Genomic DNA, 19,104 nt, shown 5'->3' on the forward strand with positions numbered 1-19,104 from the left:
AAATTCAGACAGATTGATCAGCCACGGCCGACGAAGGGCATGTTGGTGGCCATGACGGTCATGTTCAGCACATTGGCGCAAAGCGGCAGGTTGGCGATGTAACGCACGGCATCGGCAATGTGCTTGACGTCGATCATCGGCTCCACGGCGGTCTCGCCATTGGCCTGGCGCACGCCTTTGGTCATACGCACGGACAGCTCGGTCAGCGCGTTGCCGATGTCGATCTGGCTGCAGGCGATGTTGAATTCGCGGCCGTCCAGGGCAAGGCTCTTGGTCAGCCCCAGAACTGCGTGTTTGCTGGCGGTGTAGGGCCCGGTGAATGGGCGCGGGGTGTGGGCGGAAATCGAACCGTTGTTGATGATGCGTCCGCCCTGGGGCGACTGTTTGCGCATCAGGCCGAAGGCACCACGGCTGCACAGGAAAACCCCGGTGACGTTGGTGTCGATCACGTTTAGCCACTTCTCGACTGGAAGTTCGTCCATCGGCACCGCTGGAGCGTTGACGCCGGCATTGTTGAAGACCACGTCGAGCCGGCCATAAACCTCTTCGATGGTGGCGAACAGGGCATCGACGCTGGCCGGGTCGCGCACATCAGAGGACACCGCCAGCGCTTCGCCGCCTTGCTCGGCGGCCAGTGCCACCAATTCCTCAAGTGGTTCCAGACGCCGTCCGGTGACCACGACTTTGTAGCCATCAGCCAGCAAACCGAGCGCAACTGCACGGCCGATGCCGCTGCCAGCGCCGGTGACCAAGGCGATTTTCGGGAGGGAATTGTCAGTCATTGTTATATCTCCGTTTCATCATTTTCTGGATCAGGCAGCGCGACGGCCGCCAATACGTACTTCGAATGTGCCGATGCCCGCGATGCCCGCACTGATCACATCACCGGATTGCAGGACATCGACGCCGGGCGGGGTGCCGGTCATGATCAGATCGCCGGGGATCAGCCGGATCGACCGCGACAGGCGGCTGACGATTTCGCCAACCGACCAGATCTGGCTTTCAAGGTCTGAGCGCTGGCGCTCAACGCCGTTGACGTTCAGCCACAGCGCGCCTTGGCTGGGGTGTCCCAGAATGCTGGCGGGCTGGATGGGACTGATAGGTGCCGAACCGTCGAACGCCTTGGCCGCTTCCCAGGGCTGGCCCACCGCTTTGGCCGCCATCTGCAAGTCGCGGCGGGTAAGGTCCAGACCTGCGGCGTAGCCCCAGACGTGATCCAACGCATGCGCTTCATCGATGTTGAAACCGCCCGTGCCGATGGCGACCACCAACTCGATCTCGTGGCAGAACTGCTCGGTCAGCGGTGGAAAGTCCAGCTCGCCCACGGCATCGATCACCGAGGTGGCGGGCTTCATGAAGAACGCAGGCATTTCTCGCGGGGCATTCAGCGAGTCGCCCCAGTGATAGTTGCGACCCAGGCAAAACACTCGCGCGACCGGAAAGCGTGCGGTGCTGCCTGCCACGGGCAAACTGCGGATCAGGCCAGGTTCGAACACGTAATCAATCATTGTTATTCCTTGAGCTAGAGCCTTCTTGACGATCAGCCTACGGGATCGGCGGCGGCCAAAGTTGGACAAAGCGGTGTTCAAACTGGAGTAAACACGGCGAATGCGAGCCATAAAAAAGGCGTACTCGCGTACGCCATTGCCAAGGGGAGGCATAAGGTCACACACATTCTGTCTTGCGTTATCGGGTCTTCAATTCAATGCGGTAGATCTTGCCCAGCAGCAACGAGTACGAGAGCGTGCCGATCAGCGCGACACCGCCGATGAACCAGAACGCGTAGGCGAACGATCCTGTGACGTGCAGGATCTGGCCGATGACAATCGGTGTGACGATCCCGCCGATGTTGGCCGCCAGACTGGTCACGCCGCCGGTCAGGCCAATCAGTTCCTTGGGCGCGATTTCCGACACCGCCGCCCACGATGATGAAGCGATGCCTTGGGCGAAGAAGGCAATGGTCAGCAGGGCAATACACACTTCGTTGGAGTCGGTGAAGTTGACCAGCATGATCGACATGCCCAGCGCCGAGCCCACCACCAGCGGCAACTTGCGGGAGAACGACAGGGAATAACCGCGCCGGATCATCCAGTCCGCAATCGCTCCGGCCAGCAGTACGCCAACGGTGGCGCCGATGAAGGGCAGCACGGCGAAGATTCCCACTTTGACCATGGTCAAATGACGCTCTTCGATCAAGTAGGTCGGGAACCAGGTCAGGAAAAAGTACAGTGCCGAAGTGCTGGCAAACTTGCCGATGCAGATCGCCCAGATCTGGCGGTACTTCAACAGCTCGGCAATTTGCGCCCACTTGAATGTGTTCTTGTCCTTACTGGCTTTCACCAGACCGCCGCCGTCCTCGATGTATTGCAGTTCCTCCTTGCTGACCTTCTTGCAGAACAACGGGTCGCGATACAGAAACAGCCAGGCGATACCGAAGATGATGCCCGCGATGCCGGTGCTGTAAAACACGTGGCGCCAGTCATAAGTGGTCGCCAGCCAGAGCAGAAGGCCAGTGAAGAGTGCAGTGCCCAGATACTGGCCACAGACATAAATACTGCTGGCCAGGCCACGCTCTCTGGCGGGAAACCAGACGGTAACAGCGCGACTGTTGGCGGGGAAAGCTGGCGCTTCCATGGCACCGATTGCCAGGCGCAGGCCGAACAGCGAGGCGAACCCGCCAGCCATGCCTTGGCACACCGTAACGGCGGACCACGAGATCAGCGAAACACCGTAAGTGATCCGTGAACCGAATCTGTCAGCGATGAAGCCTGCGGGCACCAGGGCAAACGCGTAAGTCCAGGCAAAGGCGGAGAAGATAAGGCCCATTTCGACTTTATCCAGCCCAAGATCCTTGGCCATGAACGGAGCGGCGATAGAGATGTTGACCCGGTCCACATAGTTGATGATCGTGGCAATCAACAACAGCGAAAGCATGAACCAGCGACGGCGAGAAGGCAGACGAACCGGTGCGGCTGCGGGGGCGGCGACACGGGCGTCGATCACCTGGATATCAGGGGAGCTCGACATGAGAATTCCTCATTGTTTTTATTGGTATCGAGTTAAGTTGCAGTCCCAAAGTGATCGTACGACGATGTAAAAACAACCAAAGGCTTAGACCGTTTATTAATTTGCAGACAGTCTGCTCAGTATTTGTCCAAGAAAATTACACGGCGCGCGAAGCCCCGATAAATCGGCAACTTTGGGCAAAACATGCGACTTAGAGCCATCGCTTGATTTGACGTGAGGAATTTTCTTTTGGACATGGCTAGACAATCGCTTGAGAATATTTTTACGGATTTAAGTCGTAGGACAACTGACAATAAGGGCGTGGTTTAGAGCCGCAGCCGGATTTTGCACACGAGGTACCGATATGGATTCAGCAACGCCAGCGCCGACCTATGGCATGCAGCAACGCAGCGAGCGGGCCGATTTCTACATCCGTGACAAGCATGCCCGCAGTGCCGAAACCGGGCCGCATCGGCATGAGTATTTTCAGATTCAGATCAATCTCGGCGGTGACACCGTGCAGCACATTGGCGGCGTGATCCGGCCGTTCCCGCGCCATGCTCTGGCATTTATCCTGCCGCACAAACTGCACCTGATTCCGCATCCGGATGCGGGCAATTTTCTGCTGATCAACTTTGCCCAGACCTTCCTGCTGCCGCAATTACAGTGCGATCCGCTGGACCTGGAAGACGTGCCTATCGCGCTGGCGCCTGAGTTGTCGCCGTTTCGCTTTCAGGAAAGCCTGGATTTCATTCTCGATGAAGCCGACTTCGGCGAAATCGAGGCGTTGCTGATCCGCATGCGCAGGCTGGATCAGCAGCGCCAGTTCGGTACGCGCGAAATCCTCAAAGGTTGTCTGTTGCAGCTGATCGGCACGGTCTGCGAGCGGTTCGCCGAGCAGATCAAAATCCTTGCCGACGACAACGCCGCCGAGCGCAGCCGTCGCGACGCTCTGGCGCGAATGTCGGAGTACGTGCGCAAGAACCTCAGCGATCCGGACCTGAGCCTGAAAAAAGCTGCCTCGGCCGCGTTTCTTTCACCCAATTACCTGACGCACTGGCTGCGCAAGGAAGTGGGCAAGACCTTCAGCGAACTGGTTCTGGAACGCCGCATGCACCTGGCCCGCACGCTGTTGCTTACCGGCACCAAACCTGTAGGCGAAGTCGCCAGACTTTGTGGTTTCGCCGACGAAGCCTACTTTTCCCGCCGCTTCCGCAACGCCCACGGCATGCCACCTGGACAGTTTCGCAAACAGCGGGATTTGTAAAAGGCGCAATTACAAAGCCCATTGGAGCGAGGCTTGCCCGCGAAGGCGTCGGTTTAATCAGCGAGAGAGTTGAAGCCAGTTCCGGCCTCTTCGCGAACAAGTTCGCTCCCATAGGAATTTTGGCGTGCCGTTTCAAACCACCTGATCCGCCTCCGGCACTGCCTGTTGTTGTTCACGCGGGCCGGGCGCGGCGTGGCTCAGGGTGATCGGGATCGACTTGGCGGCTGGCACTTTGCTGCGCTGCGCGTAATGCCAGAGCGGCACCAGCGGGTTGCATTCCGGGTAGTACGCCGCGCTGCATCCTTCTGGTATGTCATAGGCAATGATCTGCATCGGCCCGACTTGCCGTTTCGTTTCCGGCTCGACCGCCGTGGTCAACAGCACCCAGCCACCGGGGGCGAAACCCAGGCGGACGATGTCGTTACGGTTCATGAAAATCACCGCGCGCGTCCCACTGACCCCGCGAAAGCGATCGTCGTAGCCGTAGATCGTGGTGTTGAATTGGTCGTTGCTGCGGATCGTCATCAATTGCAAAACCTCGCGTCGCTCCGGCGCAAGCTCCACATCGTCGTCTTCGCCAAGCATCGTCGGCGTGATGAACTGCGCACGCTCACTCTCGGTTTTCCATTGCCGATGCGCCGCAGGCAATGGTCGATGAAAGCCGCCGGGCTCCCACATGCGCGTGTTCATGTCATGGAAGATTTCCGGATACACCTGGCCGATGGCTTCGCGGATTTTCGAGTAATCGCTGCGCCATGCATCCCAGTCGATGTGCTCGATGCCCGACAGGGTTGTCTCCGCCAGCCCGGCAATAATCGCCACTTCCGCGCGCAAATGTTCGCTGACCGGTTCGCTCTGGCCTTTCCAGCCATGGATGTAACCGGTGCTGTCTTCAGTGCTGTAGCTTTGTTCGTGACCGTTTTGCCGGTCGATTTCAATGCGGCCCAGACACGGCAGCAGCCAGGTATTTTTCGCCGTAACCAGATGCGTGCGATTGAGCTTGGTCGCAATCTGCACGCTCACTTGCAGGTTTTTCCAGGCGGGTTCCATGCGCGACGTATCCGGGATCGCCCGCAGGAAGTTACCGCCCAGGCCGATAAAACCCTGCATGCTGCCGTCAAGAATGCCTTCGCAGGTCTCCACCGTTGCGCGGCCTTTCTTGGCGGGGACATGAAAACCGAACAACGCCTCGATTTTATCCACCGGGACTTTCGCCGGATCTTCAGTGATGCCCACGGTGCGTTGCCCTTGCACGTTGGAATGGCCGCGCACCGGGCAAATTCCCGCGCCGGGTTTGCCGATATTGCCGCGCAGCAGCAATAGATTGACCAGCATCTGCACGTTTTCGACGCCGTGGCGATGTTGGGTCATGCCCATGCCGTAGATGATCATCACCCGTTCGCTGCGGGCGTAAACCGTCGCGGCGGCTTCCATGGCGCCACGGCTCAGGCCGGAACGTTGCTCGAGGGTTTCCCAGGCACATGAGCGAGACATGGCGACAAAGCTGGCGAAGCCCTGGGTATGTTCGGCAATGAACGGCAGATCGATGATCGCCGGTTCACCTTTGACCAGCGCCGCCATGTCCATTTCCAACAGCGCCTTGGCAATGCCGGTTACCGCAGCCAGGTCGCCACCGATTGCCACCTGATGGTACTGAGTGCTGACCACGGTCGAGTCCGGGCCGAGCATTTCCTTGGGTGATTGCGGATTGACGAAGCGCTCCAGCCCGCGCTCACGGATTGGGTTAAAGGTGATGATCGGTACATTGCGTTTGCGTGCCTCCTGCAACGGATGCAGCATGCGCGGGCTGTTGCTGCCGACGTTCTGGCCGAAGAAAAAGATGCAGTCGGTCAGCTCGAAATCATCAAGGGTCACTGTGCCGACCGGCACACCGATGCTTTCCTGCAAACCCACCGACGTGCTTTCGTGGCACATGTTCGAGCTGTCCGGCAGGTTGTTGGTGCCGTAAGCCCGGGCGAATAGCTGGTACATGAACGACGCCTCCAGCGAGGCGCGACCTGATGCATAAAACGCCACGCTGTCCGGTTCGATTGCGCGCAACTGGGCACCGATCTCGCGGTAGGCTTCTTCCCAGCTGGTTTCCCGGTAATGATCGGTTTGCGGGTCATAGCGCAACGGATGGGTCAGCCGGCCGTGTTGTTCAAGATCATAGTCGGGCCATTGCAGCAGCTCGGTGACCGAATGCCGGGCGAAAAAGTCCGGGCTGGTCTTGAGGGAGGTCAGTTCCCACGCCGTGGCCTTCGCGCCGTTCTCGCAGAATTCCAGGTGATGCGGCTTGCCAGGCTTGGCCCAGGCACAGCTGACGCAGGCAAAGCCGCCCGGCTTGTTCTGTTTGAACAGTGCAAGAGAGCCTTTGGCCAGCGCTTGCTCGCGCCAGAGAATCTGCATCACGGACTTGGCCGAATCCCAACCACCTGCAGCAGAGGTGTAAGGTCGGTAATGTGCCTTGGGGTGGATGAGCATCGAAACATTTCCTCCGGACTACGGGAACATGACGGCTGGCGCCGCCATATCCAGCTGTGACGCAGGGCTTCGGGTAAAGGTTCGGTGCAGGTTCACCAGCGGTTCATCGGTCCGGCAGCGGGCGCAAAACCGAACTTGCCGGGCAAAAACGAATCAGTTCTAGCGGCAGTTGATAAACAGAGGAGTGAACAGCGTTTTGCCGAATCTCAAGTCCTTCATCGTGCTCTGCGTTCTTTTATGCGCCGGCAACTTCAATCTTCAAGCCGCCGACGCGCTTGCCGCCGCCGCTCCCGCCGCCGCTCCCGCCGCCGCTCCCGCACCCGCCGCAGACTCTGAGGCACCCGCCGAAGAAGCGCCCGCCGCGCCGGAAATCCTGGTCCAGGGCGGTTTGCTGGGCGCCATCAGTTCAAGCATCGACGAGGTGCAGGACAAACTCGATCTTGATGGCCATCTGCTCGACTCCTGGCGACTGCGTGCCGATCGCGCGGCCAACGAACTGGACAAGCTGGTCAGCAAACCGAGCTCGCGTTCACAGTGGGGTGTTGCTGGCGATTTCCTGATGCTTTCGGTGGTGTGGATTGGCGCCTTTGCAATCCTCACCACGCTGGGCAGTTTCCTTGCGATTCGTCTCAACCGGCGGCCATTCCTCGCGGTTCGTCAGCGCAGCCAGGCCTTGTTGGGTTACGTCTTGCCCTACACGTTGCCCGCGATCATCTGCTTGCCGCTGACGCTGTATGTCAGCCATTTCCTGGACGCTTCTGTCGGCCGCGCCCTTGCGCTTTGCTTCGCGTATTCGACTAGCAGCGGCATTGTTTCGACCTCGGTGCTGCTGTGCGTGATCGTCATGTTCGATTTCGACCACAAGCGTGCGGCGGTACGCATGATCCGGCGCTACAGCCCGCGCCCCTTGTTCGTCGTCGGTTTCATGGCCGCCTTGAGCGACGCACTGACCAGTCCGCAGATCGCCCGCCAGTTCGGCAACAACGTCACCACCAGCGTCGCGGTGTTTACCGGGCTGGTGGCGTCGGTGGTGTTCTGCGTTCTGGTGATCAAGGTCCGGCGCCCGATTGCGCATCTGATCCGCAACCGTTCCCTGCACAGCCGCTTGAAGCAGCCAGCGTTGCAAGAGTCGCTCAAGGTGTTTTCCAACCTGTGGTATCTGCCAATTCTGCTGATGATTCTGGTGTCGGCGGTGAATCTGATCGGCGCTGGTGAAGACAGCCAGAAAGCCCTGCGCTGTGCGTTGTTCACCACCGTGTTGCTGATTGCCACGGTGTTCCTCAGTACCGTTTTCCAACATCTGTTCAAACCGGCAATAGCGCCGGAGCGCAGCGGGCATGTCTATAAAGAGCGCTTGCTCAGCCTTCTGCATGCGGTGGCGCGTATCGTGCTCGCCATCAGCTTTATCGAAATACTGGGGCGCATCTGGGGTTTTTCGCTGTTCGAGTTTGCGCAGCGCAATACCCTGGGCCGGGTTATCAGTGATTCGCTGAGCAGCATTGGTTTGATTCTGTTGGTCACCTGGCTGCTGTGGGTGGTGCTCGACACGGCGATTCAGGAAGCGCTGAAAACCCCGATCAATCATCGTTCGTCGCGGCAGCCCAGCACGCGCATCAAAACCATTCTGCCGCTGCTGCGCAACGCGATAAAAATCGTCCTGGTGGTGATTTGCGCGATCACCACCATGGCCAATCTGGGCATCAACGTCGCGCCATTGCTGGCGGGTGCAGGGGTCGTCGGTCTGGCCATTGGTTTTGGTTCCCAGCAGTTGGTGCAGGACGTAATTACCGGCCTGTTCATCATCATCGAAGACACCTTCTCCGTCGGCGATTGGGTGGTGCTGTCCACCGGGCATTCCGGCACTGTCGAAAGCCTGACCATTCGCACCGTGCGTCTGCGTGATGGCAAAGGGTTCGTGCATTCGGTGCCGTTCGGCCAGATCAAAGCCGTCACCAACCAGTCGCGGCAGTTCGCCTATGCGTTCTTCTCGGTGCAGTTCACTTACGACAGCGACATCGACAGCGCGCTGTCATTGATCCGCGAAACCGGGCAGTCGATCAGTGATGACATTTTGCTCAAAGGCAATCTGCAAGGCCCGCTGGAAGTGTTCGGCGTGGACCGCATGGACCTCAACGGTGTGGTGTTGACCGCGCAATTCCGCACGGTTTCCGGTGGGCAATACGGCGTGGGCCGGGCTTTCAACGAGCGCTTGAAAAAGCTTGTGGATAAAGCCACCGACGTCCGCTTTGCGCAGACTTATCCACAGACTGTGATCAGCCCGATTCCCGGCGCTCCACCGGCGTTGGCGGTTGACGGCGAAACGCAGCCAGCGCCAGCCAAGCCTAATGTGGTGAATCGGGATGGGTCGGAGAGTCCGGCGGTGTAGCCATAGTCGGATCCGTTGGAGCGAGGCTTGCCCGCGAAGAGGTCGGTAGATTCGCGACCTCCAATGACCGTAAACATAGCCTTGGCGGGCAAGCCTCGCTCCAACAGAGCCCCTGATTTGTTGGCCAGGCCATTAACGCAACAACCGCTCGCGAATCTTCCCCATGCTTTCACCCTCTAGTTCCAGCCAGTAAACCGGTTTGCCCGCAATGATCGCAGCGGCAGGAATGCCGTCGCGGTAGACCAGGCGATTGCCCACCAGTGCGGGCACTTTCTGGCCGGGCAATAAGGTGCCCAACAGGTTCAACGGATCAACCCCGCTCAAGCTGATCAGGCTGCCATCCAGCGGCCGTTTGCGGATTTCACGCAGCACGGGGATCGCTTCCGGCAAGGCAAATTGCTCGCCCGCCAGGCCGCTGACAAAGCGCCCGCCGCGTATCTCGCCGCGCGCTTCCAGGCGATGGAAGGTGCGCAGCAGTTCACGCCAGCTCGGCAGCCAATCGGCTTCACGCTCCAGCAAACGCCAGAACACCACGCCATAACGGCGCAGCAAGGTCAGCGCAATGTGCTCGAGTATTTCCGGATCGGTCGCCTGCGGCCGTTTGTTGTCGACGATTGCGGGTTCGGCCGCAGCGCGCCTGAGCAGCGCCCACCGCCCGGCGTCGTCCATGCCGCCGATAAACGCGCCACGGTTGCGCCGACTGGTATGCGCCGAGCGTTTGCTGGCGGGCGTAATCAACGCACGCAGCCCGGCGAAACTATCGGCATTGACCAACCCAGCCGCGACCAATTCCTGCAAGGCGATTTCCAGTTCGGCGCGCAGCAGATGCGCTTCGGTCACCAGCTCATCGAAGAACATCGCGCCATGGCTGGCCAATGCGGCGTGCACTTTTTGCGCTTTCAGGGACAAGTCCGCCACGGCCGATTGCTCGGTCAATCCGCTCCAAAGACTCACCTGACTGCGCGGCAGCAACACAATCGGCGTGCTGCGCAACGCCGAGCCTCCGGTTTTGCTGTTGTTGGCGATCCGCGTCCAGACCACTTTGCCGGAGCGACAAATCTCATCCAGCCAGCCGGGGGAAAAGTCCTTGAGCCGCGCGGGCAGCAAGTCGCTGTCCCACGCACCCGCTGCGCTACTGAAACCTTCGAGCTGAGCGATGACCTCCGGCAACGCGGCCTGGCCCTGGCTGCGGGTCGCGGTGGACAAGTGCTGCCAGTCGAACAGAAAACGCATGAAGTCCTGCAACGACACCGGCTCGATTTCCCGGCGCAGGCGTTTGACGGTGTAACGATGAATGCGCGCCAGCAGATGGCGCTCGCACCATTGATCGGTGCCCGCGCCAGGGCTGAAGCGACCACGCAACACATAACCTTCGTTTTCCAGACGCGCCAATGCCTGAGCCACGCTGCTGGCGCTCAAGGCCAAGGGCTTGGAAATTTCGGCCACCGGCAATGGGCCGAAGCCGCTCAAACGGGCACGCACCACCTCAACAATCGCCTCGTCGCGTTCCCAGTCCTGATCGAAACCGGGCAGGGCGCTCAGCTGCGGGTGCATTTCAGCCTGTGGATAAATAGCTCGCAAGCAGGTCAAGCGTTCCACCGGCAACCAAAGCGCTTGATCTGCGCTGACTTGCAAACGTGTAACGCGGCCTGAGCGCGCGAGTTTTTCCAGCCATTGCAGCCACAACGGCTGCGCCCGCGCTTCGGCGCCGCTCACGCAAGCGAGGCTCATCAACGCTTCGTGCATCTCGTCGCTATTTTGCGGCTGTGGCCAGGCTTCTTCGCCGACCGCCGTGATGGCTTCGGCATCCAGCGCGCCGAGGTCGTCCGAGGATTGCGGATCGCTCCAGCGTCGGTTGAGCACTGCTTGCGTGCGGCGTTCCTCCAGCGGCGCATCGTCGAGAAACGTATAAGGTCGCGCATTGAGGATTTCTGCGGCAAGCGGCGAGGGCGCCGGCAAGTCCCGGGCAATCAGGCGAATCTGCCCGCCTTCCATGCGCCGCAACAGCGCCAGCCAGCCTTCGGCGTCCATGGCCTCGTGCAGGCAATCGTCGAGGGTTTGCTCGATCAGCGGATGATCCGGGACGTCGCGTTCGCCCACCAGATTTTCCAGGCAGGCGATCTGATCCGGGAAAACCGTGGCGATCAGGTCTTCGCTTTTCATCCGTTGCAGTTGCGGCGCGACTTTGCGCCCGCCGGTGTAGCGCGGCAAAGCCAGCGCGGTGCCCGCATTCCAGCGCCAGCGCACGCCAAACAGCGGCGCATCCAGCACCGCTTGTATCAGCAAATGTTCGGCGCTGTTGGCGTGCAGATACTTCCAGACTTCATCCAGTTCAAAACTGTGGCTGGTGGACAGCGACAGCACGATGGCATCTTCGCTGGCCGCCGCTTGCAGCTCGAAATTGAACGTGCGGCAAAAGCGCTTGCGCAGCGCCAGGCCCCAGGCGCGATTGATGCGGCTGCCGAACGGCGTATGAATGATCAGCTGCGTGCCGCCGGACTCGTCGAAGAAGCGCTCCATGATCAGCGTGTCCTGAGACGGCAGTGCGCTCAACACCGAACGGGTCCGCGCCAGGTAATCCACCAGTTGTTCGGCGCTGGCCAGATTCAGGCCGAGAATGTCGATCAGCCAGTCGATGCACGGCTGCAGGTCGCCGGGGTGGGCGCCGAGCAGTGCGTCGATCTGCCCTTGCAGACGCGCAACGGCCAGTGACAATTCATCGCTACGCCCTGGCGCTTCACCGAGCCAGAAGGGGATGGTCGGCGGCTGCCCATGAGCATCCTCGACGCGCACCCGGCCGCTTTCCACGCGCAGAATGCGATACGAAGTGTTGCCCAGCTGGAAAATATCCCCGGCGATGCTTTCCACGGCGAAGTCTTCGTTGACCGTGCCGATGTTCAGCGCCTGGGGTTCGAGGATCACGCTGTAGTCGGCGTTGTCCGGGATCGTTCCGCCGCTGGTGACTGCCGTCAGCTTGCTGCCACGCCGGCCGCGCAAGGTGCGGGTCAACGCGTCGCGATGAATATAAGCGCTGCGCACGCCCTGCCGACCGCTGTAACCCTCGGCCAGCATGCTCAACAGCGCCTGATAGTGCTCGGCGTCCAGTTCCGCATAGGGCGAGGCCTGGCGAAACATGTCCAGCAGCGCTTGCTCCTGCCATTCCTGACAGCTCACTTCGGCGACGATTTGCTGCGCCAGCACGTCCAGTGGCGCTTTAGGGATCTGCAAAATGTCCAGCTCGCCCCGGCGCACGCAGTCCAGCAGCGCGGCGCATTCGATCAGGTCATCTCTGGAGGTGGCAAACAAACGGCCTTTGGGCGTGCCGCCGACGTGATGCCCGGAGCGGCCGACGCGCTGCAAAAATGCCGAGATGGAGCGCGGCGAGGCAATCTGGCAGACCAGATCCACGTCGCCAATGTCGATCCCCAATTCCAGTGACGCGGTAGCGATCAAGACTTGCAGGTCGCCGCGCTTGAGGCGTTGCTCGGCATCCAGACGCTGTTCCTTGGCGAGGCTGCCGTGATGGGCGGCCACCGCTTCTTTGCCGAGGCGCTCACTCAAGTGCCGGGCCATGCGTTCGGCCATGCGCCGGGTATTCACAAAAATCAGCGTGGTGCGGTGTTCCCTGGCCAGCATCGCCAGGCGGTCGTAAACCAATTCCCAGACGTCGTTGGCCATCACCGGACCCAGCGCCACGGGCGGCACTTCAATGCCCAGATCCCGTGGCCGCGCATGGCCGATGTCGACGATGGCGCACGGGCGTTTGAGCGGATCGGCACCCACCAGAAACCGCGACACCAACTCGATGGGTTTTTGCGTCGCCGACAAGCCGATACGCAACAACGGCACGCTGCATAAGGCTTGCAGCCGCTCAAGGCTCAACGCCAGATGGCTGCCGCGTTTGCTGGCGGCGATGGCGTGGATCTCATCGACGATCACGGTTCGAGTGCCGGCGAGCATGCTTCTCCCGGAATCCGAGCCGAGCAGCACGTACAGCGATTCCGGCGTGGTCACCAGAATGTGCGGGGCATTTTTGCGCATGCTGGCGCGGTCTTTCTGCGGCGTATCCCCGGTGCGCACCGCAGTTCTGATGCGCAGCGGCGGCAAGCCCATCCGCGCCAGTTGTGCGGTGATGCCCGCCAGCGGATTTTGCAGGTTGATCTGGATGTCGTTGGACAGCGCCTTGAGCGGCGACACATACACCACAAAGGTCTGCTGCGGCAGTTCGCCGCCGTTTTTCAGGCCGTGATGCACCAGATCGTCGAGCACCGCCAGAAAGGCGGTCAGGGTTTTACCCGAGCCGGTGGGCGCGGCGATCAGCGTCGAACGCCGCGCCTTGATCAATGGCCACGCCTGGGCCTGAGCGGGAGTAACCGCCGGGAACGTGCTGCGAAACCAGGCGCTGACCGCCGGATGAAAACCATCAAGTGCGGGATCGGGGATATGCGGAAGATTCATGAGGCAATTAATGAGGGTGTGGGTAGCAACTTGCAAGCGCCTCTGATCGGGCGCGAACCCCGTTGGAGCGAGGCTTGCCCGCGAACCAGGCACCTCGGTAGAACGGATCCACCGCGTAATCGTTCTTCGCGGGCAAGCTTCGCTCCAACGGGACCAATGGGGCACGGGCAATTGCCTTAAAAACCCGGAAAAATCCCACACCCCCAAACGGTTGGGGGTTAAGCGGCAACGTGATATGTTTGCAGGCGTTTTAACACATAATATTTCATTGAATTTGATACCGAGCCTGCTGACTCTATGCGAATGCGCCTTATGCTGTTGGGCGGCGGGAATGCCCTCGGGCAGGCGCTGATTCGTCTGGGTGCCGAGGAAGACATTGGTTTCCTCGCGCCGCGTCCGCCGCAAGACGGCTGGGATGCGGCAAGCCTGACGCAACTGCTCGATGACACCCGTCCCGATGCCTTGATCAACCTTGCTTACTACTTCGACTGGTTTCAGGCCGAAACGGTTAGCGAGCTGCGACTGTCCAGCCAGGAACGCTCCGTGGAGCGTCTCGCCGAGCTGTGCCAGCACCACAACATCGTCCTGTTTCAGCCTTCGAGCTATCGGGTTTTCGATGGCTCGCGCGCGACTGCCTACAGCGAAAAAGACGAGCCGGTGCCGCTGGGCCTGCGCGGTCAGGCGCTGTGGCGTATCGAACAAAGCGTGCGCGCCACCTGCCCGCAACATGTGCTGCTGCGTTTTGGCTGGTTGCTCGATGACAGCGCCGACGGTGTGCTGGGTCGCTTCCTGACCCGGGCCCAATCCCCCGAGGAACTGCTCCTGGCCGACGATCGACGCGGCAATCCAACGCCTGTCGATGACGCCGCGCGGGTGATTATTGCCGTGCTCAAGCAGCTCGATTGCGAAGCGCCGTTGTGGGGCACTTACCATTACGCCGGCCACGAGGCGACCACGCCACTGGCGCTCGGGCAGGCAATCATCACCGAAGCCAGCCCGTTGCATCCGCTGGCCATCGAGGCGCCCACCGCCCAGGCTCACGCCGCGCGGCCGGACGCCGCAGAAGAACCGCAACACGGCGTGCTGGCCTGCAAAAAAATCCTTCATACCTTTGGCATCAAGCCGCGCGCGTGGCGTGCCGGGTTGCCAAGCTTACTGGACCGCTACTACCGACATGTCTGAAGCCCCTATTCTGATCACCGGCGGTGCCGGTTTTATTGGCTCTCACCTCACCGATGCGCTGCTTGCCAAAGGCTACCGCGTACGCATTCTCGATGACCTTTCCACCGGCAAGCGCAGCAATCTGCCCCTGGATAATCCGCGTGTCGAACTGATCGAAGGCGATGTCGCCGATGCGGCATTGGTGGCTCGCGCCGCTGAAGGGTGTCAGGCCGTGGCGCATCTGGCGGCGGTCGCGTCGGTTCAGGCCTCCGTGGATGACCCGGTTCGCACTCACCAGAGCAATTTCATAGGCACCCTGAATGTTTGCGAAGCCATGCGTCAGGCAGGCATCAAACGTGTGGTGTTCGCATCCAGCGCGGCGATTTACGGTAACAATGGCGAAGGTCAGGCGATCAGCGAAGACACGCCGAAGTCTCCGTTGACGCCTTACGCGTCGGACAAGCTTTCCAGCGAGCACTACCTGGATTTCTATCGCCGCCAACACGGCCTGGAACCGCTGATTTTCCGCTTCTTCAATATCTTCGGCCCGCGCCAGGACCCATCGTCGCCTTACTCGGGCGTGATCAGTATTTTTGCCGAGCGTGCCGAAAAAGGCCTGCCCATTGCCGTGTTTGGCGATGGCGAACAGACCCGCGACTTTTTCTACGTAGGCGATCTGGTCAAGCTGCTGACCCAGGCGCTGGAAATGCCGCAGCCCGAAGAAGGCGCATTCAACGTCGGCCTGAACAAGACAACCTCGCTCAATCAGTTGCTGGGTGCCTTGTCCGATGTCGTTGGCCAGCTGCCTGAAATCACCTACAAAGACCCACGTTCCGGAGACATCAAGCATTCTCGGGCAAACAATCAGCGGTTGTTGACGCGTTTTATCCTGGATGAGCCAACCCCGTTGACCGTCGGCCTGGCAAAACTGCTGGGGCGTTGATTCGTTGTAGGGACAGATTCGAGGCATAAAAAAAGCACCGTGAAGGTGCTTTTTTTTGTCTCTGATTTTCCCCGTCGGGTATCAGAATTTGTAACCAACGCCGACCATGTAAACCCATGGATCGATGTCGACACTGACTTTGGTCTTGCCGACGCTCAGGGCAGACGGGCCGTCTACGCTGGCGTCGGTGTCGATGTCCACGTACCAGACCGAGGCGTTGAGCATGACTCTGTCGGTCAGCATGTAGTCCATGCCGACTTGAGCCGCCAGACCGACCGAATCCTTCAGCTTGAGGTTGCTGAAGCCTTCGCTTTTACGGGTGCCAGTCAGGTCAGTATCGAAGAACGTGGTGTAGTTGATACCGACACCGGCGTACGGCTGGAACTTCGACGACGGTTCCATTGGGTAGTACTGCAGCGACAACGTCGGTGGCAGCTGTTTGACGTCTGCCAGTTTGCCATCCAGGCCCGGGCCAAGGCCCTTGACCGAAACGGTGTGGTTGAACGGCGATGCCGCCAACAGCTCAAGGCCAATGTGCGGGGTCAGCATGTAAGCGAACGTCAGACCCAGCTGATTATCGCCATCCAGGGTCGCTTTGGTGCCGGACACTTTCGTGCCATCGAGTTTCACCTCGCCGCTGTCTTCGTTTGGCTCAACGTGCGCAACGCCGGCACGGACAATGATATCGCCTGCTTCGTGAGCCTGGGCTACGAGCGGGGCACTGAGTGCGAGCGCTATGAGGGACGCGTTGAGCAAAGACTTGTTCATGGGGGCTCCAAAGGCGGTTCGAGTTGTCTGTGTGCAATGTTACGTCGCGTCTGGAACGCGGCTTTGACACAGCTCAATAAAACGCGATGAAGCCTTCACTCTCAGCGCTCACCCCTCAGGAGTCCGGCAACTCATAGACCAGAATCTGGTCGGCCTCCATTTGATAACCGGCATCGGCCAGCTCGCTGGTGGACGCCTTGACCTGCATCGGCCCTTCGATCCAGTACGGCTGGTACAGCTCGTCAACCTTCACGCCCAGTTCGCTGGTGACGTGCACGATCTGGTTCGAGGGCGGTGGCGGCACATGAATGCACGCGCCGAAGTACGGGACCAACAGGAACTCGATCACGCGACCTTCTTCGCTGACTTCCAGCGGCACGATATAACCCGGCAATCGCACCCGTTGCCCGTTGAGCGCCTTGACCACCGGCGCGTGTGGCGCCACTTGATGCGCGGCTGGCGCTGACTCCACCGACAGCGCATCGGACAGCTTCGACAAGTCATGGATCGGTGCCGTAATCGGGGTGATTTTCGGCGCGTCAGGCGGGATCATTTCTTCCCAGGTCAGCACTCGGGTTTCGGTCGCCCATAACGGCGTCGCAACCAGTAAAAAAAGCGCGAGCAGCAGACGGCGCATGGTCAACGTCCTCATAAACGGATCGACAGGCCATCGGCCAAAGACTGCCGATAGGCGCGCCACGCGGGTACAGCACCCATCAGCAACGCGGCGGCCAGAATACCGCCGAGCAGCGTCCATTCATATTCGCTGGGCAACGACAGCGGCAAAAACAACCCGTAGTTGGCTTGCACATAACCTTGCGCAGCAGCAATGCCGATATACAACAGCACCACGCCGCTGACCACGCCAGCCAGCGCCAGGACGAACGCTTCCAGCACCAGCAGACTGGCGATATGCCAGGGGCGTGCGCCCACCGAACGCAAGATCGCCATCTCCCGGCGCCGTTCATTGAGGCTGGTGAGAATCGCCGTGAGCATGCCAATCAAGCCGGTCAGCACCACGAACAGCGAAATCACGAACAAGGCTTTTTCGGCGGTACCCATCAGGCTCCACAGTTCCTGCAACGCCACGCCGGGCAGGATCGCCAGCATCGGCTCGCCGCGAAACTCATTGATCTCGCGCTGCACGCTGAACGTCGCGATCTTACTGTTCAGGCCAAGCATGAACGCGGTAATTGCCTGCGGCGTGAGGTCCATGTTGCGCGCTTGATCGGCGGAAATACGCCCGGCGCCGTGGGCAGGTACGCCGTTTTGCCAATCGATATGAATCGCTTCCATGCCGCCCAGGCTGATGTGCAAGGTGCGATCCACTGGCGTGCCGGTGCGCTTGAGAATGCCGACCACAGTGAACGGCTTGTCGTCGTGCTTGACCAGGCTGATCGCCGCAACGCCGTGGGCCAGCACCAGCTTGTCGCCGAGCTTGTACTTCAGTGCGTCGGCCACTTCGGCGCCGAGCACCACTTCGAATGGATCGGTGGCGAAGGCGCGGCCTTCGGCCAGTTCCAGATGTTGCTGGCGGCCGAACTGGTAGTGCTCGAAATAGCTTTCGTTGGTGCCCATCACCCGATAACCGCGATGGGAATCACCCAGGGAAATCGGAATCGCCCACTTCACCTGTTTGCTCTGGGCGAAGTGCTCAAAGCTGTCCCAGCGGATGTTATTGGTGGCGTTGCCGATGCGGAACACTGAATACAACAGCAAATTGACCGAGCCGGAGCGGGCGCCGACGATCAGGTCGGTGCCGCTGATGGTACTGGCGAAACTGGCGCGGGCTTCGGTGCGCACTCGCTCGACGGCCAGCAACAGACATACCGACAAGGCAATCGCGAACGCGGTGAGAAAAGCGGTAAAGCGACGGTTAGCCAGACTGGCCATGGCTAGACGAAACAGATACATCTCAAACCTCTGCGGCGACGGCGGCGCGATTGAGTTCGGACAACGACAGCGCGCGGTCGAACAGCGGTGCAAGGCTTTGGTCATGGCTGACGAACAACAGGCTGGCGCCCGCATCACGGCATTCGGCGAACAGCAATTTAATGAAGGCTTCCCGGGCGTCGGCATCCAGTGCGGAAGTGGGCTCGTCAGCGATCACCAGTTCCGGCTGACCGATCAAGGCCCGCGCAGCTGCGACCCGTTGTTGCTGGCCGATGGACAGCGAGTCGGCGCGACGGCCGAGCATTTGCGGATCTTTCAAACCCAGATGCGCCAGCAGTGTAACGGTGGCTTTGGTCACGCTGCCGTGGCGCTGAATCGCCCGCTGTGCGCGGACATTGGAGAAGTGGCATGGCAGCTCGACGTTCTCGCGCACCGACAGAAACGGCAACAGGTTGAACTGCTGGAAGATATAGCCGGTGTGATCGACCCGAAACCGGTCGCGGGCGCTGGCCGACAACTGCGTCAGTTCCTGACCCAGCAAGCGAATGCTGCCGCGATTGGGTGTCTGCACGCCGCCGAGCAGGCCGAGCAGGGTGGTCTTACCGCTGCCGCTGGGGCCTTTGAGGAACAGCGTTTCGCCCGGCTCCAGGCGGAACGCCGGGATGTCCAGTAACGGCGCATGTCCCGGCCAGCTGAAACCGAGGTCGGACAATTCAATAAGTGCTTGGGTCATAGCCT

The 19,104-nt window shown here is 60.4% G+C and carries 13 protein-coding genes; 4 read left to right on the plus strand and 9 right to left on the minus strand.

Annotation, left to right across the window (positions count from 1 at the left end):
• Nucleotides 1–17: 17 nt before the first annotated feature.
• The 3 genes from AFK24_RS13310 to AFK24_RS13320 form a co-directional block, all read right to left on the minus strand.
• Nucleotides 18–782, minus strand: coding sequence for an SDR family oxidoreductase (locus AFK24_RS13310; protein ID WP_065833650.1), 765 nt, complete (start codon nucleotides 780–782; stop codon nucleotides 18–20).
• 30 nt (nucleotides 783–812) lie between these two features.
• Nucleotides 813–1,514, minus strand: a complete 702-nt coding sequence (locus tag AFK24_RS13315; RefSeq protein ID WP_065833745.1) for a fumarylacetoacetate hydrolase family protein — start codon at nucleotides 1,512–1,514, stop codon at nucleotides 813–815.
• Between the two features lie 172 nt (nucleotides 1,515–1,686).
• Nucleotides 1,687–3,027, minus strand: a complete 1,341-nt coding sequence (locus AFK24_RS13320; RefSeq protein WP_065833651.1) for an MFS transporter — start codon at nucleotides 3,025–3,027, stop codon at nucleotides 1,687–1,689.
• 343 nt (nucleotides 3,028–3,370) lie between these two features.
• Between AFK24_RS13320 and AFK24_RS13325 the strand changes: the two genes are divergently transcribed.
• Complete coding sequence (locus tag AFK24_RS13325; RefSeq protein WP_065833652.1) at nucleotides 3,371–4,273, plus strand: helix-turn-helix transcriptional regulator; 903 nt, start codon at nucleotides 3,371–3,373, stop codon at nucleotides 4,271–4,273.
• Between the two features lie 132 nt (nucleotides 4,274–4,405).
• On the opposite strand, the gene AFK24_RS13330 is transcribed toward AFK24_RS13325, so the two are convergent.
• Nucleotides 4,406–6,757: an FdhF/YdeP family oxidoreductase gene (locus AFK24_RS13330; RefSeq protein ID WP_065833653.1), complete on the minus strand. Its 2,352-nt coding sequence runs from the start codon at nucleotides 6,755–6,757 to the stop codon at nucleotides 4,406–4,408.
• A 196-nt stretch (nucleotides 6,758–6,953) separates the two neighbouring features.
• On the opposite strand from AFK24_RS13330, the gene AFK24_RS13335 reads away from it, so the two are divergent.
• Nucleotides 6,954–9,143 carry a mechanosensitive ion channel family protein gene (locus AFK24_RS13335; protein ID WP_065833746.1) on the plus strand — a complete coding sequence of 730 codons (2,190 nt, stop codon included), beginning with the start codon at nucleotides 6,954–6,956 and terminating at the stop codon, nucleotides 9,141–9,143.
• A 132-nt stretch (nucleotides 9,144–9,275) separates the two neighbouring features.
• Here the strand turns inward: AFK24_RS13335 and AFK24_RS13340 are convergent, their stop codons facing one another.
• Complete coding sequence (locus AFK24_RS13340; RefSeq protein WP_065833654.1) at nucleotides 9,276–13,601, minus strand: Lhr family helicase; 4,326 nt, start codon at nucleotides 13,599–13,601, stop codon at nucleotides 9,276–9,278.
• A gap of 297 nt (nucleotides 13,602–13,898) precedes the next feature.
• On the opposite strand from AFK24_RS13340, the gene AFK24_RS13345 reads away from it, so the two are divergent.
• On the plus strand, nucleotides 13,899–14,783 hold the full coding sequence (locus AFK24_RS13345; protein ID WP_065833655.1) for a sugar nucleotide-binding protein: 885 nt from the start codon (nucleotides 13,899–13,901) through the stop codon (nucleotides 14,781–14,783).
• Nucleotides 14,776–15,705 (plus strand): NAD-dependent epimerase/dehydratase family protein, encoded by a 930-nt coding sequence (locus AFK24_RS13350; RefSeq protein WP_065833656.1) that lies wholly within the window; start codon nucleotides 14,776–14,778, stop codon nucleotides 15,703–15,705. Before AFK24_RS13345 ends, AFK24_RS13350 begins: the two co-directional genes overlap by 8 nt.
• A gap of 81 nt (nucleotides 15,706–15,786) precedes the next feature.
• Here AFK24_RS13350 and AFK24_RS13355 read toward each other — a convergent pair whose 3' ends face one another.
• The 4 genes from AFK24_RS13355 to AFK24_RS13370 all read right to left on the minus strand — a co-directional run bounded on the left by AFK24_RS13355 (nucleotide 15,787) and on the right by AFK24_RS13370 (nucleotide 19,099).
• The gene (locus AFK24_RS13355) at nucleotides 15,787–16,473 is read right to left on the minus strand and encodes an OmpW/AlkL family protein (protein WP_065833657.1); all 687 of its coding nucleotides are present in this window, start codon (nucleotides 16,471–16,473) and stop codon (nucleotides 15,787–15,789) included.
• 115 nt (nucleotides 16,474–16,588) lie between these two features.
• Nucleotides 16,589–17,110, minus strand: coding sequence for a DUF3299 domain-containing protein (locus AFK24_RS13360; protein WP_065833658.1), 522 nt, complete (start codon nucleotides 17,108–17,110; stop codon nucleotides 16,589–16,591).
• Nucleotides 17,111–17,121: 11 nt separating this feature from the next.
• Nucleotides 17,122–18,387 (minus strand): ABC transporter permease, encoded by a 1,266-nt coding sequence (locus tag AFK24_RS13365; protein WP_065833659.1) that lies wholly within the window; start codon nucleotides 18,385–18,387, stop codon nucleotides 17,122–17,124.
• 1 nt (nucleotide 18,388) lies between these two features.
• On the minus strand, nucleotides 18,389–19,099 hold the full coding sequence (locus AFK24_RS13370; RefSeq protein ID WP_065833660.1) for an ABC transporter ATP-binding protein: 711 nt from the start codon (nucleotides 19,097–19,099) through the stop codon (nucleotides 18,389–18,391).
• Nucleotides 19,100–19,104: the final 5 nt, after the last annotated feature.

It is taken from the genome of Pseudomonas syringae, assembly GCF_001698815.1.
Lineage (GTDB): Bacteria > Pseudomonadota > Gammaproteobacteria > Pseudomonadales > Pseudomonadaceae > Aquipseudomonas > Aquipseudomonas syringae_A.

Bases quoted from the DNA above. Each gene is read 5' to 3' on its own strand.
- AFK24_RS13310 (WP_065833650.1), bottom strand. From the start codon at position 782: ATGACTGACAATTCCCTCCCGAAAATCGCCTTGGTCACCGGCGCTGGC.
- AFK24_RS13320 (WP_065833651.1), bottom strand. From the start codon at position 3,027: ATGTCGAGCTCCCCTGATATCCAGGTGATCGACGCCCGTGTCGCCGCC.
- AFK24_RS13325 (WP_065833652.1), top strand. From the start codon at position 3,371: ATGGATTCAGCAACGCCAGCGCCGACCTATGGCATGCAGCAACGCAGC.
- AFK24_RS13330 (WP_065833653.1), bottom strand. From the start codon at position 6,757: ATGCTCATCCACCCCAAGGCACATTACCGACCTTACACCTCTGCTGCA.
- AFK24_RS13340 (WP_065833654.1), bottom strand. From the start codon at position 13,601: ATGAATCTTCCGCATATCCCCGATCCCGCACTTGATGGTTTTCATCCG.
- AFK24_RS13345 (WP_065833655.1), top strand. From the start codon at position 13,899: ATGCGAATGCGCCTTATGCTGTTGGGCGGCGGGAATGCCCTCGGGCAG.
- AFK24_RS13350 (WP_065833656.1), top strand. From the start codon at position 14,776: ATGTCTGAAGCCCCTATTCTGATCACCGGCGGTGCCGGTTTTATTGGC.
- AFK24_RS13355 (WP_065833657.1), bottom strand. From the start codon at position 16,473: ATGAACAAGTCTTTGCTCAACGCGTCCCTCATAGCGCTCGCACTCAGT.
- AFK24_RS13360 (WP_065833658.1), bottom strand. From the start codon at position 17,110: ATGCGCCGTCTGCTGCTCGCGCTTTTTTTACTGGTTGCGACGCCGTTA.
- AFK24_RS13365 (WP_065833659.1), bottom strand. From the start codon at position 18,387: ATGTATCTGTTTCGTCTAGCCATGGCCAGTCTGGCTAACCGTCGCTTT.
- AFK24_RS13370 (WP_065833660.1), bottom strand. From the start codon at position 19,099: ATGACCCAAGCACTTATTGAATTGTCCGACCTCGGTTTCAGCTGGCCG.